The sequence below is a fragment of the Bacillus mexicanus genome (assembly GCF_050445615.1).
Lineage (GTDB): Bacteria > Bacillota > Bacilli > Bacillales > Bacillaceae > Bacillus > Bacillus mexicanus.
The window spans coordinates 1130958-1148661 of sequence record NZ_JBCEYV010000001.1 but is presented as its reverse complement, the minus strand read 5'-3'; the positions used below and the strand labels follow the sequence as shown (position 1 = coordinate 1148661).

Genomic DNA, 17704 nt, shown 5'->3' with positions numbered 1-17704 from the left:
ATGTTGGAGTTCGAAACAAACGTAGACGGCTTAGCATCAATTAAAGTAATCGGAGTAGGAGGCGGCGGAAATAACGCCGTTAACCGAATGATTGAAAATGAAGTGCAAGGAGTAGAGTACATCGCGGTAAATACCGATGCTCAAGCTCTTAACCTGTCAAAAGCAGAAGTGAAAATGCAAATCGGCGCAAAGCTGACTAGAGGATTGGGAGCAGGTGCGAATCCGGAAGTCGGAAAAAAAGCCGCTGAAGAAAGCAAAGAGCAGATTGAAGAAGCGTTAAAAGGCGCTGACATGGTATTTGTGACAGCAGGCATGGGCGGCGGAACAGGAACAGGTGCCGCACCGGTTATTGCACAGATTGCGAAAGATTTAGGCGCATTAACAGTCGGAGTCGTCACAAGACCGTTTACATTTGAAGGACGGAAAAGACAGCTTCAGGCTGCAGGCGGAATCTCAGCAATGAAAGAAGCGGTGGATACACTGATCGTAATCCCGAACGACCGAATCCTTGAAATTGTTGATAAAAACACGCCAATGCTTGAAGCATTCCGTGAAGCGGATAATGTACTCCGCCAAGGTGTTCAAGGTATTTCAGACTTGATTGCTACACCTGGTCTTATCAACCTTGACTTTGCTGATGTGAAAACGATCATGTCAAACAAAGGATCTGCTTTGATGGGGATCGGTATTGCGACTGGTGAAAACCGCGCGGCAGAGGCAGCGAAAAAAGCAATCTCCAGCCCGCTTCTTGAAGCAGCTATTGACGGTGCGCAAGGCGTCCTTATGAATATCACTGGGGGAACAAACCTCAGCTTATATGAAGTTCAGGAAGCAGCAGACATTGTCGCTTCTGCGTCTGACCAAGACGTAAACATGATTTTCGGTTCTGTTATTAATGAAAATCTAAAAGACGAGATTGTGGTGACAGTGATTGCGACTGGTTTCATCGAACAAGAGAAGGACGTGACAAAACCTCAGCGTCCAAGCTTAAACCAAAGCAATAAAACACATAACCAAAGCGTTCCGAAGCGTGAACCAAAACGTGAGGAGCCCCAGCAACAAAACACAGCAAGCCGTCATACTTCACAGCCGGCTGATGATACGCTCGACATCCCGACATTCTTAAGAAACCGCAATAAACGCGGCTAATGTGAAGGACAAAATCGTTTTCGATTTTGTCCTTTTTATTTTCTCCAACACTTTTCCTCTTGTAACGTCTTTTTCCCTATATACTCTTGCGAAGTTTAACAAAAAGGACTATTAGACTCGTTTTAAAACTATGACAATTTACTCGTTTTCTTATATGTGAAAACCGATTGACATGAAACGACAATATTTGTAAAAGAGATTGTCTACAGTTAACGTACATCGATGTTCTGACAAACTTATCATTTTTAAAAGGAGGGACGACACTTTTTTACAAAGTATGTTGAAAAAGGGGGATAAAAATGAGGAAAAAAACGAAAAACAGACTCATCAGTTCTGTTTTAAGTACAGTTGTCATTGGTTCACTGCTGTTTCCAGGTGCAGCCGTGGCAAGCAGCAATAAAGGCGCCTCAACTGCTGTGAAACAGAACCTGCAATCCGCTGGATCCATTCAGAACAAAATCTCGAATTCATTAATGAAAAACTTTAAAAAGAAAGAAAAAACGACCTTTCTGATTAAATTTAAACATCAAGCTGACACAGAAAAAGCGGCAAAAGCTGCTGTTAAAAGAGCCAAATCGAAGAAGCTGACTGCCGCTAAGACCGAATATCAAAAGCGTTCTGCTGTTGTGTCGACGTTAAAAGTCACCGCCGATGAAACCCAGAGAGATGTCTTAACATATTTGAACAGTCAAAAAAATAAAGGGAATGCAGAGCGAATTCACTCTTATTATGTGGTGAACGGAATTGCTGTCCATGCCTCAAAAGAGGTGATGGAAAAAGTAGCGCAGTTTCCCGAAGTGGAAAAGGTGCTTCCAAATGAGAAACGGCAGCTGTTTACATCATCCTCCTCTCCATTTCATATGAAAAAAGAACAAAAAGCTATCAAAGCAACCAACGGTGTGGAATGGAATGTAGATCAAATCGAAGCTCCGAAAGCTTGGGCGCTTGGATATGATGGAACTGGTACAGTTGTCGCGTCCATTGATACTGGTGTGGAATGGAACCACCCGGCATTAAAAGAGAAATATCGCGGATATCATCCGGAAAGCCCTGAGGAGCCTGATCATGAAATGAACTGGTATGATGCCATAGCGGGCGAAGCAAGCCCTTACGATGATCTGGCTCACGGCACCCATGTGACAGGTACGATGGTTGGTTCTGAACCTGATGGAACAAATCAAATCGGGGTAGCGCCAGGCGCTAAATGGATTGCGGTTAAAGCATTCTCAGAAGATGGCGGCAATGATGCTGACATTTTGGAGGCGGGTGAATGGATTTTAGCTCCAAAGGACGCAGAGGGCAACCCTCATCCGGAAATGGCTCCTGATGTTGTCAATAATTCATGGGGCGGGGGTTCAGGACTTGATGAATGGTACAGAGACATGGTCAATGCCTGGCGCGCAGCAGATATTTTTCCTGAGTTTTCAGCGGGGAATACGGATCTCTTTATTCCGGGCGGGCCTGGTTCTATCGCAAATCCGGCAAACTATCCGGAGTCTTTTGCTACTGGTGCGACTGATCATAACAAAAAGCTTGCTGACTTTTCTCTTCAAGGACCATCTCCATATGACGAAATAAAGCCGGAAATTTCTGCACCGGGTGTAAATATCCGGTCTTCTGTTCCCGGCCAAATATATGAGGACGGATGGGACGGCACATCCATGGCAGGTCCGCATGTGTCCGCTGTCGCCGCACTGCTGAAACAGGCGGATGCCTCACTTTCTGTCGATGAGATGGAAGATATTTTAACCAGCACAGCTGAACCGTTGAGGGATTCAACCTTTCCTGATTCTCCGAATAATGGATACGGCCATGGGTTGGTGAATGCTTTTGATGCTGTATCAGCTGTTACAGATGGTTTAGGAAAAGCAGAAGGACAAGTTTCGGTAGAAGGAGAAGATCAAGAGCCGCCTGTCTATCAGCATGAGAAAGTAACAGAATCTTTTGAAGGTGCGAGCCTGCCGCTTACTTTGACAGCTGAAGACAATGTGAGTGTGACATCTGTAAAACTGTCCTATAAGCTGGATGAAGGTGAATGGACAGAAGTACAGGCTAAGCGAATCAGCGGTGATCACCTGAAAGGAACGTATCAGGCAGAGATACCAAGTATAAAAGGAACGACACTGAGCTATAAGTGGAGGATTCAGGATTTTGGCGGCCATGTCGTTGAATCTGACACATACGATGTCCCAGTGAAACCAAGTATTACAGCGGGGTATAAGCAGGACTTTGAAACTGCACCAAGCGGCTGGATTGCAAGCGGAATAAATAATAGCTGGGAATGGGGAATTCCATCGTCAGGTCCAAACCAAGCAGCCTCAGGTGAAAAAGTGTATGGAACAAACCTGGCCGGAAACTATGCCAACTCAGCAAACATGAATCTTTTGATGCCTCCCGTTAAAGTGCCAAATTCAGGAAGTCTGTTTCTTCAATTTAAAAGCTGGCACAATTTAGAAGATGATTTTGATTATGGCTACGTTTTTGTTCTTCCAGAGGGTAAAAAAAATTGGGAGCAGGCTGGTGTCTATAATGGAAAGACACCAAGCTGGACGGACGAAGAAATTGATCTTTCCGCTTATAAAGGTCAAAACATTCAAGTGATGTTTAACCTTCAAGCTGATGAGAGCGATACACAAGAGGGTTGGTACATTGATGATGTTGGGCTTTCTGACAAATCGATCGGAAAAACAGACAAAAAGAATAAGCTCGGAGTCAAAAAGCCATATGAAAAGCAAAAGAAAAAGCCGGTAAATCCCAAAAAAGCTAAGCCGTCTGCAAATACAACGGCAAAACATCAAAGCAAAGATTTACAGCCTCAAGTGCTGCCGCTTAGAGCGCAAGTCAGTGTGGTGGAAACAGGGAAATCAACATATTCAGATCGATCCACAGGGCAGTATACGCTGAAGCATAAAGCGGGAGATTATACGCTTATGGCAGAAGCGTACGGCTATCAATCAAAAACACAAAAAGTTTCTCTGCAAGCAGATCAGACGACACAAGCCGATTTTACGTTAGAAGAAATGAAGAAGGGCACATTAAAAGGCACGGTCAAAAATAAAACGACAGGTGAGCCGGTAAAAGGCGCCTTCGTCTATGTAGTAGAGGATGCTGCGGTTGAACCTGCTGAAACAAACGAAAAAGGCGAATATACGCTTGAGGCCTATGAAGGCTCTTATACGATTAAAATCGCTGCACCAAGCTATTACACTGATGAATTTTCAATTGAATTAAAGGGTGATGTGACAAAAGAAACTGCACTGGAGCCTTTTGTCGGTTATCCAGGTGAGATTGCATATGATGACGGAACGGCGGAAAGTGCCAGTTCCTATTCTGCAGCTGGTAACGGATGGGCAGTCAAAATGACACTGGCTGACGGCAAGGATAAAGGCATGCTTACAGGAGGACTGTTCCGATTCTGGGATGCAGAGTTTCCTGATCCTGGCGGCACAGAGTTTAAGGTCGAAGTATACGATGCTACAGGAAAAGACGGAGCGCCGGGTAAAAAAATTGCCGGCCCATTTAACGCTGAGGCCCTTCGCAATGGCGAGTGGACTAAGGTAGATCTCAGTTCAAAAGGGATTATGGTCGATAAAGACTTTTACCTCGTGTATATCCAGTCAAAACCTGATCCGTATTCACCCGGACTGGCAGTAGATGAAACCGGTCAGAACTCCGGCCGCAACTGGCAGTATATAGGGGGCGAATGGAGCCCGGCTGACAAATCTGATGGCAACTATATGATTCGCGGCTTAGTTGATTATGAAGCTTCTATACCTGAAATTACTTCACCGACGGACAAATCGTACACAAATAAAGAGAACGTTACTGTAAAAGGAAAAGCCTCTCCTGGTATAACCGTACACATTTATAATGGAGAGAAAGAAGCAGGAGAAACGAAAGCCGCTGCGGATGGCACGTTCCAAGCAGGCATCACACTCAGCAAGGGTAAAAATGAGCTGACAGCAACTGCATCAACAGACAATGGAACAACAGATGCCTCCAGTCCTATAACGGTTACGCTTGATCAAGAGAAGCCTGAATTGACGATGGACAATCCAAAGGGCGGCGAGAAAACAAATAAAGAAACGCTGACTGTTAAAGGGACTGTTTCCGATGACAATCTAAAAGAAGTCAAAGTGAATGGCAAAAAAGCAACGATTCAAGATGGTTCATACTCAGCTCGAATTCTTTTGGAGAATGGAAGCAATAAGATTAAAGCGATTGCTACAGACTTAGCAGGCAACAAAACAACGAAACAAGCTGTCATTGATGTCAACTTTGACCAGCCTGTCATATCCGGTTTGATTCCTGGAAAGGACAAAACCTTAAAAGCGGGTGAATCTGTGAAAATCGCTTTCACAAGCGGCAAGGATTTAGATGCGACATTTATTATTCGGATGCCGCTGACAAATGCAAGAGCGAGTGTGCAAAATGCCACCGAACTCCCGCTGAGAGAAATCGCTCCAGGGACATATGAAGGCTATTGGACAGCCACTTCTTCTATTAAAGCAAACGGAGCAAAAGTAGAAGTGATTGTACGAGATGATTATGGGAATGAAACTAGAAAAACAGCGAATGGAAAGCTTTATCTCCATCCTGAAAATTAAGTGTGAAAAAGCTGCCGCGAAAGGCAGCTTTTTTTATATTCTCTCATTCATTTTCTCGACAAATTAAGCAGTTATCCCTGAAAAATTGTATTTTCCTCTCAACATTAATTGACAGACTTTCCCATAGAGCTTGCTTTATACTTGTGAAATAAGAAGGGAAACAACGTGAGGCAAGAAAGGAAGGAGTCAGATGTGAAAATCTATTTAGATGTCATTTGGCTGTTAAACTTTTGTTTTGATGCACTTTTACTTTTGCTCACGGCATTTATGTTAAAACGGCATGTGAAAAAAAGGAGACTGGTAGGCGGAGCGTTCATCGGATCAAGTATTGTCCTTTTGATGTTTACCCCTTTTTCGCCGATCGTTGAACATCCGGCTGGGAAGCTGGCTTTTTCAGTTGTAATTGTGATGGTGTCATTTGGCTTTAAGAGATTCCGTTATTTTTTTCAGAATTTGTTTTCCTTTTATTTTGCCACTTTTTTAATGGGAGGGGGAATGATCGGAGCCCATTCTTTGCTGCAGTCACATTCTGTTATTCAAAACGGTGTCATGATGACCAATCAAACTGGGTTTGGAGACCCGATCAGCTGGTTGTTTATTGTTGCCGGATTTCCAGTACTATGGTTTTTTTCTAAGAGAAGAATTGATGATATTGAAACAAAAAACATTCAATATGAGGAACGAGTCGGCGTACAGGCGGACATAGGCGGCCAAACGCTTCACATCAGAGGTTTGATTGATTCGGGCAATCAGCTGTACGATCCGCTCACAAAAACACCGGTCATGATTATTCATATTGATAAGCTGGAACCGATTTTCGGGGCAGCTGAAACGATGATCATTCGGAGCTCAGATCCATTGGAAGCCATCCGGCAGCTCGATGATTCGTTTCGCTTTTTAGATAAACTAAGGCTGATTCCATACAGAGGAGTAGGCCAGCAAAATCAATTGTTACTATGCGTTAAACCTGATCACGTAACGATTATAACGAAAGAAGAAATGGTTTCTGCGGATAAATGCTTAATCGGCATCAGCATAACAAAGCTATCGGCAGATGGGGAGTTTGACGCCATTATTCATCCGAAAATGCTCTCGGGCAAGGCAGTCAAACACGTTTCATAATGGTCGCAAATGTCCGTTACCTATCATACTCAAATGACGTGACATTTAGAAGGGAGAGGAAGATGAAAAAACTGAAATTACGATTGACACACCTTTGGTATAAGCTGCTGATGAAACTCGGCCTGAAAAGCGATGAAGTTTATTACATAGGAGGGAGTGAAGCCCTGCCGCCGCCATTATCTAAGGATGAAGAGCAGGTTCTGTTAATGAAGCTCCCAAGCGGCGATCAGGCGGCTCGCGCCATTTTGATCGAACGCAATTTGCGGCTGGTCGTCTATATCGCCCGTAAATTTGAAAATACGGGAATTAATATAGAGGATTTAATCAGCATCGGCACGATCGGATTAATTAAAGCAGTGAATACGTTTAATCCGGAAAAGAAAATCAAGCTGGCAACCTACGCTTCCCGTTGTATAGAAAACGAAATCCTGATGTATTTAAGGAGAAATAACAAAATCCGTTCTGAAGTTTCTTTTGATGAGCCGCTTAATATTGATTGGGACGGCAATGAGCTTTTGCTTTCTGATGTGCTTGGCACTGACGATGACATTATCACAAAAGACATAGAAGCTAATGTAGATAAAAAGCTTTTGAAAAAAGCGCTTGAGCAGCTCAATGAAAGAGAAAAGCAAATCATGGAACTGCGGTTCGGGCTTGTTGGTGAAGAAGAAAAGACACAAAAGGATGTAGCAGATATGATGGGGATTTCTCAGTCCTATATTTCGCGTTTGGAGAAAAGAATTATAAAAAGATTGAGAAAAGAGTTCAACAAAATGGTGTGAAATTTTTTATGGTTATAAACCCCTTGATCTTACAGGGATTTCCTAATTTCGGATGTTTTCTCGTCTGAGTGCAGTGCATATTTTTCCCACCCGAGGAGATACTTAACGTTGTACAGCAGCTCCTGTAGGGAGGGAAAAAAGTGTCGAGAAATAAAGTCGAAATCTGCGGGGTGGATACCTCCAAATTACCAGTACTAAAGAATGAAGAGATGAGAAAGCTGTTTCGGCAGCTGCAGGATGAAGGCGATGATTCAGCAAGAGAAAAGCTTGTAAACGGGAACTTGCGTCTTGTCTTAAGTGTCATTCAAAGATTTAATAACAGAGGAGAGTATGTTGATGACTTATTTCAGGTGGGCTGCATCGGACTAATGAAATCCATTGATAATTTTGACCTAAGCCACAATGTGAAGTTTTCAACATACGCTGTACCTATGATTATCGGAGAGATTCGCAGATATTTACGTGATAATAACCCGATCCGTGTCTCAAGATCACTCCGAGATATCGCTTACAAGGCACTTCAGGTAAGAGAGCGGTTAATCAGTGAGACAAGCAAGGAGCCGACTGCAGAAGACATCGCTAAAGTTCTTGAAGTACCGCATGAAGAAATCGTATTTGCGCTTGATGCCATTCAGGATCCGGTCTCTCTATTTGAACCGATCTATAACGACGGAGGAGATCCGATCTATGTAATGGATCAAATCAGTGATGAGCGCAATAAAGATTCACAATGGATTGAAGAGCTGGCTTTAAAAGAGGGCATGAGAAGGCTGAATGATAGGGAAAAAATGATTTTGAGAAAGAGATTCTTCCAAGGGAAAACACAAATGGAAGTCGCTGAAGAAATCGGGATTTCCCAAGCGCAGGTGTCCAGACTTGAAAAAGCGGCCATCAAACAAATGAATAAGAACATTCATCAATAATGAAAAGCCTTTAAAACAATATTGTTTTAAAGGCTTTTCTATTGTTTGTATTGTGGACGGTTTACGTTTTGGAAAAAATAAGGTATCCTAGTCCATGCGAAGTTGTACGAAAATTAAAATAATTGCAAGAGGGATAACGAGGAGGACCATGATGAAATTGCAGCTAGACAATGTCTCATTAAAAAGAAATGGGAAATGGATACTGAAAGACATTCATTGGAAAGTCGAAGAAAAGGAGAATTGGGTGCTTTACGGACTGAACGGCGCCGGGAAAACAGCACTGTTGAATATGCTTTGCTCTTATTATTTTCCAACATCAGGCCAGATGCAAGTGCTTGGCCATGAATTTGGAAAAACGGAGCTGGGGGAGAAGCTCAGACGGAAAATCGGCCTCGTCTCAGCAGCACTTCAGCAAAAATTTTATCCAGCGGATTCAGCCTTTGAGATTGCTTTGAGCGGCGCTTACGCTTCAATTGGCTTATATGACACACCAAGTGCTGAAATCAGGGAAAAAGCGATTGGCTTGTTAGAGGCCTTGGGAGCAATTGAATATGCCGATCGCCGCTATGAAACCCTTTCTCAAGGAGAAAAACAACGAGTTTTGATTGCCAGAGCACTAATGGCCGATCCAGAGCTGCTCATACTTGACGAACCAGTCACAGGTTTGGATTTTATTGCCCGGGAAAAACTGTTAGATACGATTACATACATTGCAAACAAAAAAAATGCGCCATCGATCCTTTATGTGACTCATCATGCGGAAGAAATTTTGCCGGTCTTTGACAAAGCCCTTTTGTTAAAACAGGGAGAGGTCTTTACATCGGGTAAAATAAAGGACATGCTTACTGATCAAATACTTTCTGACTTTTTTGATACGCCAATCCATGTCTTATGGAATCAGGATCGGCCGTTTTTAACAAGGGTAAAGCAGACAACGAATGCTTGAACAATATATACTGATTCACCCTTGAAATGTGTTATGAAACTGATGGACACTGAATCATCCCTTTTGCCAGCGGAGGAAAGCGGTGAAACATTCGAAGGACGTCTATCTTTATTGAGCCGTTTCATATTTTATGAAACGGTCTTTTGATGTGTAAGCACGGAAGCGGATCACATTGAATCTAAATAGTCTTATTGTTAAAAATGAGGGGCTTATTCAGCAAACAAAACACTGATGTCTGATCAACATACAATGTGAACGAGGATTGCAGCTGGGACATTGTACGAAAATTGAGCCCGATTTATCGTGAAAAGCAAAAAACAGTGCCAGTGAAATTTCTTGTAGCTGACAAGGTTTAGCCCGCCCGCTCATATACTTGAAAAAAGGCGGAAAAAGGACGTGATGAAATGATCAGCATTTCAGAATTTCAGGTGAAGGATGTCGTGAATGTCTCAAACGGAAAAAAGCTGGGGAGCATTGGAGATATCGATATCAATGTGACGACTGGAAAAATACAGGCGATCATACTAGGAGGAAATGGGAAAGTTCTCGGATTTTTTGGAAAAGAAGAGGAATTGGTCATTCCGTGGCGAAATATAGTAAAAATCGGAGAAGATGTGATTTTGGTCCGATTAAGTGAACCACATACATAACTTGTTTTTTTAACCGCTGATTGGCAAATGCCGGAAGTCTCATTTCTTCCGGCACATTTCATTTAGAAATATGTAAATAGGCGCTCAACGAATGCAGAAAGTTGTGGTAAAATAAGTGGGAAATTCCGCTTTTTTAATGTTTGTCGAAAGGTTGGATCATCATGAATACATATCACCCATTCAGTCTTACCACACCCTCGACACTCATGATACAAGACTGGATACGAGCGAATCAAAACAACAGAGAAGTCATTGCCGGATTTACAACGAAAAACGGCGGTGTCAGCCAAAAGCCTTTTGAATCGTTAAATACAGGATTGCACGTTCATGACAAAGATGCAGATGTAGTTAAAAATCGTGAATATATAGCCGATATGTTTAATATTGATTTGCAGTCTTGGGTATTTGCTGATCAGACACATGATCATCGCATTCAGAAAGTGACGCAGAGGGATAGGGGAAGAGGCGCCCGGGAGTATCATACAGCTCTAAAAGCAACGGACGGGCTCTATACCAATGAAAACAATGTGTTTTTGGCATTATGCTTTGCTGATTGTGTGCCTCTTTTCTTTTATGATCCGGTTAAATCGCTTGTCGGGATCGCCCATGCCGGGTGGAAAGGCACTGTCAAACAGATTGGCAGGGAAATGGTGAAGCAATGGACTGAGCAGGAAGGGTCAAATCTCTCAGATATTCATGCTGTTATTGGGCCGTCTATCAGCGGGGCATGCTATACAGTAGACGACCGTGTCTTGGATGCTGTCCGGGCGTTGCCGGTTTCAGCAGACCGTGCCGTGAATCAGACGGGACAGGCACAATATCAGCTTGATCTGAAAGAGCTGAACCGCCTTATATTAATAGACAGCGGTTTGGCAAATGAACAGATTTCTGTCAGCGGTTTATGTACGGAAAGTGAGCCGTCTCTTTTCTTTTCTCACCGCCGCGATCAGGGGAAAACTGGACGGATGATGTCCTTTATCGGAATGAAGGAGGCATAAAGATCTTGCGTGTTGTTGATCATTTACGACATATAAACGAACGAATAAACGAAGCATGTAACAGATCGGGCCGCAGCTCCGATGAAGTTACGATTATTGCAGTCACTAAATATGTATCACCTGAAAGAGCACAGGAGGCGGTGGATGCGGGCATTACCTGCCTCGGAGAAAATCGGGATGCGGAATTGCTCCGCAAACAGGAACTGATCAACGGGATTCCGGAATGGCATTTTATCGGCAGTCTACAGTCAAGAAAAGCTAAAGCTGTCGTCAATTCGGTTTCTTATATTCATTCCTTAGACCGGCTCTCATTAGCGAAAGAAATTGAAAAACGGGCGGAAGGTACTGTCCAATGTTTTGTGCAGGTCAATACCTCTCTTGAGCCCTCTAAACACGGCATGAAAAAAGAAGAAGTGATTCCATTTATACAGGAGCTTTCCGGTTTTGAGCACGTCGTTGTGGCCGGGCTGATGACAATGGCTCCGCTGACTGATGACCAAGATCAGATCAGAAGCTGTTTCAGAGCGCTGAGAGAGCTCCGTGACCAGGTCCAGGAGCTGAAACAGCCTAACGCTCCGTGTACTGAACTGTCGATGGGCATGTCAAATGATTTTGAAATTGCAATTGAAGAAGGAGCTACTTATATTAGAATCGGCTCATCGTTAGTCGGAAATGAAACAGGGGGTGTACAGCAATGAGTATGAAAAACAAACTGAAAAACTTTTTCTCGATAGATGATGAAGAATACGAATATGAATATATTGAGACAGATCGGGAACCTCATGAAGAAAATGAGCAAAAAGAAAAGCCTGCTTACAATGCAAACAAACCTGCGGGCAAACAGAATGTAGTAAGCTTGCAAAGTGTTCAAAAATCCTCTAAAGTGGTGTTGAGTGAGCCGCGCGTTTATGCGGAAGCACAGGAAATAGCCGACCATTTGAAGAACCGGCGGGCAGTTGTCGTCAATCTTCAGCGGATACAGCATGACCAGGCTAAGCGGATTGTTGACTTTTTAAGCGGAACCGTTTATGCCATTGGCGGCGATATTCAGCGAATCGGCTCGGACATTTTTCTTTGCACGCCTGACAATGTAGACGTATCAGGCACAATTTCTGAGCTCATATCTGAAGACGAACATCAGAGGTGGTAAAGCGAGATGATCCTTTATCAAGTTTTTTCGGTTTTAGCTTTATTAATCAAAATATACTCATTTGCCTTGATCATATATATTTTTATGTCATGGGTGCCGAGTACAAGGGAAACGGCAGTCGGGCGTTTTTTAGCTTCGATTTGCGAACCATATCTCGAACCGTTCAGAAAAATCATCCCTCCGATCGCAATGCTGGATATTTCACCAATCGTAGCTATCATTGTGCTTCGATTTGCGTCACTTGGCTTGTGGGGGCTTTATCGCATGATTGTATTTTAATTGTGACAGTTTGATAGGGGCTTGGCAGCAGCCAAGCCTCTTTACATAGAAGGGAAAGACGATGAGCGATATTTATCAGCACTTCAGAAAAGACGAGCGGGCCTTTATTGATCAGGCGCTCGAATGGAAAAGTATTGTCCAGGAGCAATATCGGATGAAGCTGACCGACTTCTTAGATCCCCGAGAGCAGGTCATCCTCTCTGCTGTTACGGGGCAAACGGACGTCGGGGTTGCTTTTTCCGGCGGATATGACCGAGCGGAACGAAAACGGGCCATTCTCTATCCGGAGTACATCACGCCGGAAGAATCAGATTTTGAACTGCAGGCGTTTCACGTCCGTTATGCTGAAAAATTTGTCTCGGTAGATCACCGATCTCTGCTTGGCGCATTAATGGGCATAGGTTTAAAACGGCAAAAATTCGGTGACATCGTGTTTTCTGAGACATCAGTGCAATTGATTGTCTCAGCCGATATCGCTGATTTTGTGGCTGCACAGCTGACCCAAGCAGGAAAAGCGGCGGTCAGCTTAGAGAAAATTGACTTGTCAGACCTTAACATTCCAGCAGTTGATGTCGAAATAAGAGATGACACGGTTTCTTCATTAAGGCTTGACGCCGTCTGCGCCTCTGTGAGCAGGCAATCCCGCCAGAAATCACAAACGCTCGTGAAAAACGGGCTCGTCAAAGTGAACTGGAAGGTAGTTGAAGATCCTTCATATTTGGTGGCGGAAGGGGACATGCTGTCTATCAGAGGCTTTGGCCGCTGCAGCTTAACAAAAATCGAAGGAAAAACCAAAAAAGACAAGTGGAGAGTTACGTTTGAACGACAAAAATAGTCGTTTTTTCAGTTTTTTTCTCCATCTGTGCGAAATTTGTTTTATAATGTGAACTAGATAACTGTACTGAAATGTAAAAATGGAGGTGGCATGATGCCATTAACGCCAAATGATATTCACAACAAGACATTTACAAAAAGTTTTCGCGGATATGATGAAGATGAAGTAAATGAATTTCTAGCACAAGTCCGAAAAGATTACGAAATTGTTCTTCGGAAGAAAACAGAGCTTGAAGCGAAAGTCAATGAGCTCGATGAAAGAATCGGTCACTTTGCTAATATTGAAGAAACGCTGAATAAATCGATTTTAGTTGCTCAAGAGGCAGCTGAAGACGTAAAACGCAATTCTCAAAAAGAAGCAAAGCTGATCGTTCGGGAAGCAGAGAAAAACGCTGATCGTATTATCAACGAATCTTTATCAAAATCAAGAAAAATCGCCATGGAAATTGAAGAGCTGAAAAAACAGTCTAAAGTATTCAGAACACGTTTCCAAATGCTAATTGAAGCTCAGCTCGATCTTCTGAAAAATGACGATTGGGATCATTTGCTCGAGTATGAAGTCGATGCAGTCTTTGACGAAAAGGAATAAATTCTCTGAGTATCTTGACATATTCTTAGCTTGTCGAATATAATACGTTCATAAATTCAGATGAAAAGACGGTTGAAAGGGACAGTCATGTTTCCTTCAGGCCTTCATAGCGACCCGGAGATGGTGAGAGTCCGGGATGGCCGGAATCATGTAGATCAGCCCTTAAGTTTCCTTTCTGAACTCACAGTAGGTTAGGACGTTCATCACGTTACGATGCTCGAGTGGAAAAAGCGTATGTTAGCTTTTTCTAAAAGGGTGGTACCGCGAGATAAGCTTTCTCGTCCCTTATGGGATGAGAGGGCTTTTTTTATTTTCTGAAAAAATGCAGTGGAGGAATGAAAATGGATTTTAAAGATACGCTCTTAATGCCGAAAACGGATTTCCCGATGCGTGGAAATTTGCCCAACCGTGAGCCTGACATTCAAAAGAAATGGGAGGAAGAGGATATCTATCGTCTTGTACAGGAACGGACGAAAGACCGCCCGAAATTTGTTCTACATGACGGACCTCCGTATGCAAACGGCGATATCCATATGGGCCATGCACTTAACAAGATACTGAAGGACTTTATTGTCCGCTACAAATCAATGAGCGGCTACAATGCACCGTATGTACCGGGCTGGGATACACACGGATTGCCAATTGAAACAGCTCTTACAAAAAACAAAAAAGTAAACCGCAAAGAAATGTCAGTAGCGGAATTTCGCAAGCTGTGTGAAGAGTACGCTTGGAAACAAATCGAAGGACAGCGTGAGCAGTTTAAACGTCTTGGTGTCCGCGGTGATTGGGAAAATCCGTATGTGACATTAAAACCGGAATACGAAGCGCAGCAAATTCGCGTATTTGGTGAAATGGCAAAACGAGGCTACATTTACAAAGGCCTTAAACCAGTTAACTGGTCACCTTCAAGTGAGTCAGCTTTGGCCGAAGCAGAGATTGAATATCAAGATAAACGTTCAGCATCTATTTATGTTGCTTTCGGTGTGAAAGACGGAAAAGGCGTTCTTGAAAACGGCGAGCGTATTATCATCTGGACAACAACGCCTTGGACAATTCCGGCGAACCTCGGAATTTCAGTGCACCCTGATTTTGAGTACAGCGTGGTGGCAGCAGGTGAAGACCGCTTTGTCGTAGCCAGTGATTTAGTCGAAAATGTGGCCGCTGCCTGCGGATTTGATCAATATGAAGTGACGAGAACGATCAAAGGGAAAGACCTTGAGAACATTATCGCAGAACACCCGCTGTATGGCAGAGACTCTCTCGTTATGCTTGGCGAACACGTCACAACTGATGCCGGAACAGGCTGTGTTCATACAGCGCCGGGACACGGGGAAGATGACTTCATCATCGGCCAGAAATATGGCTTAGATGTGTTATGCCCAGTTGATGCAAAAGGTGTCATGACAAGTGAAGCTCCAGGCTTTGAAGGCATGTTTTATGATGATGCGAACAAAGTAATCACACAGCAGCTTGATGAAAAAGGCGCGCTTGTAAAACTTGAATTCATTACTCACTCTTACCCGCACGATTGGAGAACAAAAAAACCAACCATTTTCAGAGCGACAGCACAATGGTTTGCGTCAATTAAAGACTTCAGATCAGACCTGCTGGATGCCATTAAAGAAACAAAATGGGTTCCTGAATGGGGCGAGCAGCGTTTGCACAATATGGTTCGTGACCGCGGAGACTGGTGTATTTCCAGACAGCGTGCATGGGGCGTGCCGATTCCGGTATTTTATGCTGAGAACGGAGAGCCGATTATTACAGATGAAACCATTGAACACGTTTCTGAATTGTTTAGACAGCACGGATCAAACATTTGGTTTGAAAAAGAAGCGAAAGATCTTCTTCCGGAAGGATTTACACATCCTGGAAGTCCGAACGGCACATTTACGAAAGAACAGGACATCATGGATGTTTGGTTTGATTCAGGATCTTCTCATCAAGCGGTGCTTGAAGAGCGTGATGATCTCGTTCGCCCAGCTGATTTATATCTAGAAGGATCTGACCAATATCGCGGCTGGTTTAATTCATCTCTTTCTACATCAGTGGCCGTAACAGGGAAAGCGCCATATAAAGGCATACTCAGCCATGGATTCGCACTGGATGGAGAAGGACGCAAGATGAGTAAATCAATCGGTAACGTTGTTGTTCCGGCTAAAGTTATGAAACAGCTTGGTGCTGACATCTTGAGATTATGGGTATCCTCAGTTGATTATCAGGCAGATGTTCGCGTGTCTGACGCTATTTTAAAACAGGTGGCTGAAGTATACCGTAAAATCCGCAATACGTTCCGATTCCTTCATGGCAACCTATTCGATTTTGATCCAAAAACGAATGCGGTGGCTGTCGAAGATCTTCGTGAAGTGGATCAATACATGTTGATTAAACTGAACAAATTGATTGATAAAGTGAAAAAAGCGTATGATGAGTACGAATTTGCGGTTGTGTATCACAGCATCCATAATTTCTGTACAATCGAATTGAGCTCATTCTATCTTGATTTCGCAAAAGATGTTGTATACATCGAGCATGCGGATCATCCGGACAGACGCAGCATGCAGACAGTCTTTTATGAAACGCTTCTTGCGTTAGTGAAGCTTACGGCGCCTATTCTTTCTCATACGGCTGATGAATTATGGTCTCATTTAACATTCGTTGAAGAGCAAAGCGTTCAGCTTACAGATATGCCGGAAACAATCACGGTTCCAAACAGCGAAGCGACAGAAGATAAATTTGACCGCTTTATGGTTTTCCGTAATGATGTGCTAAAAGCGTTGGAAACTGCGCGGAATGAAAAAATTATCGGGAAATCAATGGAAGCCAGCCTGAAACTGTATCCAAACAAAGAAAACCAAGAGCTATTAGCTTCCATTAAAGAAAATCTTTCTCAGCTGTTTATTGTTTCTGAACTCGCAATCAATGAAGAAAATGAAGCGCCGGACGATGCGCAAAGCTTTGCGACAGGCAAAATCGCTGTCGAGAAAGCAGAAGGCGAAATGTGTGAGAGATCCCGTGTGATTTCAAAAGATGTCGGTGCAAATCCGAAATATCCTACACTTTCACTGCGAAACGCTGAAATCGTTGAAAAATATTATCAAAAATAACAGAGAAGAGCCCGGCGAATGCCGGGCTTTTTTGTGCCAAGAGTGACATCGTTTAGAACGGCAGGAAAAATCTTATGGGCTTTAGATCATCATTCACAGGCAACACTATAGGTACTACGTTAAGAGCAGGAGTTGTGATGGAATGAATGATCAACTGACCGCAATTTATACGGAACTTCTTCTTACGAAAGAAGAATTACAGTCGAGATTATTTGAGTATTCTTGCTTTCAGGCTTCAACAAGCCCGCAAGCAGCAATCAATCATAAACAAAAAGCAACTCTGATCTATCACATTAAAGAAGAGCTTCAAGACGTTCTCCTCGCATTGTCCAAAATCGAAAACGGCACATTTGGATACTGCGAAGAAACAGGAGCTTCCATTCCGATTTCGAAGCTTGCAGTGCTGCCGACTGCCCGCACTGCAGACGATTTTCTTTACTCTGTCCAATTTGAAAAAAAAACGCTTCCACTGTGGAAATCATCGGATATCGAATATGGTCAGGCGCTGTATGAATAACAGCGTTTGGCCGGTTAATATGCCTGATATTTCTTTACTCCAGTGCTTTTT

Annotated in this window: 15 protein-coding genes and 1 other annotated feature; all 15 genes read left to right on the top strand. The window is 43.3% G+C overall.

The features are described 5' to 3' along the window. The 15 genes from ftsZ to AAGG74_RS05980 all read left to right on the top strand — a co-directional run bounded on the left by ftsZ (position 1) and on the right by AAGG74_RS05980 (position 17653). A complete protein-coding gene (gene ftsZ / locus AAGG74_RS06050) occupies positions 1–1149 on the top strand; it encodes a cell division protein FtsZ (protein ID WP_162101510.1) in 1149 nt (382 codons plus the stop codon). A gap of 299 nt (positions 1150–1448) precedes the next feature. Continuing rightward, a complete protein-coding gene (locus tag AAGG74_RS06045) occupies positions 1449–5756 on the top strand; it encodes a S8 family serine peptidase (RefSeq protein WP_429674796.1) in 4308 nt (1435 codons plus the stop codon). A gap of 192 nt (positions 5757–5948) precedes the next feature. Next, positions 5949–6878: a sigma-E processing peptidase SpoIIGA gene (spoIIGA, locus tag AAGG74_RS06040; protein ID WP_162101792.1), complete on the top strand. Its 930-nt coding sequence runs from the start codon at positions 5949–5951 to the stop codon at positions 6876–6878. A 62-nt stretch (positions 6879–6940) separates the two neighbouring features. After that, positions 6941–7660, top strand: a complete 720-nt coding sequence (sigE, locus tag AAGG74_RS06035) for an RNA polymerase sporulation sigma factor SigE (RefSeq protein WP_024121327.1) — start codon at positions 6941–6943, stop codon at positions 7658–7660. A gap of 140 nt (positions 7661–7800) precedes the next feature. Beyond that, positions 7801–8583: an RNA polymerase sporulation sigma factor SigG gene (sigG, locus tag AAGG74_RS06030; RefSeq protein WP_003221449.1), complete on the top strand. Its 783-nt coding sequence runs from the start codon at positions 7801–7803 to the stop codon at positions 8581–8583. A 151-nt stretch (positions 8584–8734) separates the two neighbouring features. Continuing rightward, a complete protein-coding gene (locus AAGG74_RS06025) occupies positions 8735–9529 on the top strand; it encodes an ABC transporter ATP-binding protein (protein ID WP_162101512.1) in 795 nt (264 codons plus the stop codon). Between the two features lie 404 nt (positions 9530–9933). Continuing rightward, the gene (locus AAGG74_RS06020) at positions 9934–10179 is read left to right on the top strand and encodes a YlmC/YmxH family sporulation protein (protein ID WP_015252132.1); all 246 of its coding nucleotides are present in this window, start codon (positions 9934–9936) and stop codon (positions 10177–10179) included. 161 nt (positions 10180–10340) lie between these two features. Then, positions 10341–11177 carry a peptidoglycan editing factor PgeF gene (gene pgeF, locus AAGG74_RS06015; protein ID WP_429674795.1) on the top strand — a complete coding sequence of 279 codons (837 nt, stop codon included), beginning with the start codon at positions 10341–10343 and terminating at the stop codon, positions 11175–11177. A gap of 5 nt (positions 11178–11182) precedes the next feature. Continuing rightward, positions 11183–11875: a YggS family pyridoxal phosphate-dependent enzyme gene (locus AAGG74_RS06010; protein WP_429674794.1), complete on the top strand. Its 693-nt coding sequence runs from the start codon at positions 11183–11185 to the stop codon at positions 11873–11875. Continuing rightward, entirely contained in the window at positions 11872–12327 is a 456-nt protein-coding gene (sepF, locus tag AAGG74_RS06005; protein ID WP_225494075.1) for a cell division protein SepF, read from the top strand. Before AAGG74_RS06010 ends, sepF begins: the two co-directional genes overlap by 4 nt. Positions 12328–12333: 6 nt before the next feature. Next, entirely contained in the window at positions 12334–12606 is a 273-nt protein-coding gene (locus AAGG74_RS06000) for a YggT family protein (protein WP_429674793.1), read from the top strand. A 61-nt stretch (positions 12607–12667) separates the two neighbouring features. After that, a complete protein-coding gene (locus AAGG74_RS05995) occupies positions 12668–13441 on the top strand; it encodes a YlmH family RNA-binding protein (protein ID WP_429674792.1) in 774 nt (257 codons plus the stop codon). 93 nt (positions 13442–13534) lie between these two features. Beyond that, the gene (divIVA, locus tag AAGG74_RS05990) at positions 13535–14029 is read left to right on the top strand and encodes a septum site-determining protein DivIVA (RefSeq protein ID WP_162101518.1); all 495 of its coding nucleotides are present in this window, start codon (positions 13535–13537) and stop codon (positions 14027–14029) included. A 62-nt stretch (positions 14030–14091) separates the two neighbouring features. Continuing rightward, positions 14092–14318 (top strand) — a binding site (T-box leader). 52 nt (positions 14319–14370) lie between these two features. Then, on the top strand, positions 14371–17136 hold the full coding sequence (ileS, locus tag AAGG74_RS05985) for an isoleucine--tRNA ligase (RefSeq protein WP_429674791.1): 2766 nt from the start codon (positions 14371–14373) through the stop codon (positions 17134–17136). Positions 17137–17278: 142 nt separating this feature from the next. Continuing rightward, positions 17279–17653, top strand: a complete 375-nt coding sequence (locus AAGG74_RS05980; RefSeq protein ID WP_162101520.1) for a TraR/DksA family transcriptional regulator — start codon at positions 17279–17281, stop codon at positions 17651–17653. Positions 17654–17704 lie beyond the last annotated feature (51 nt).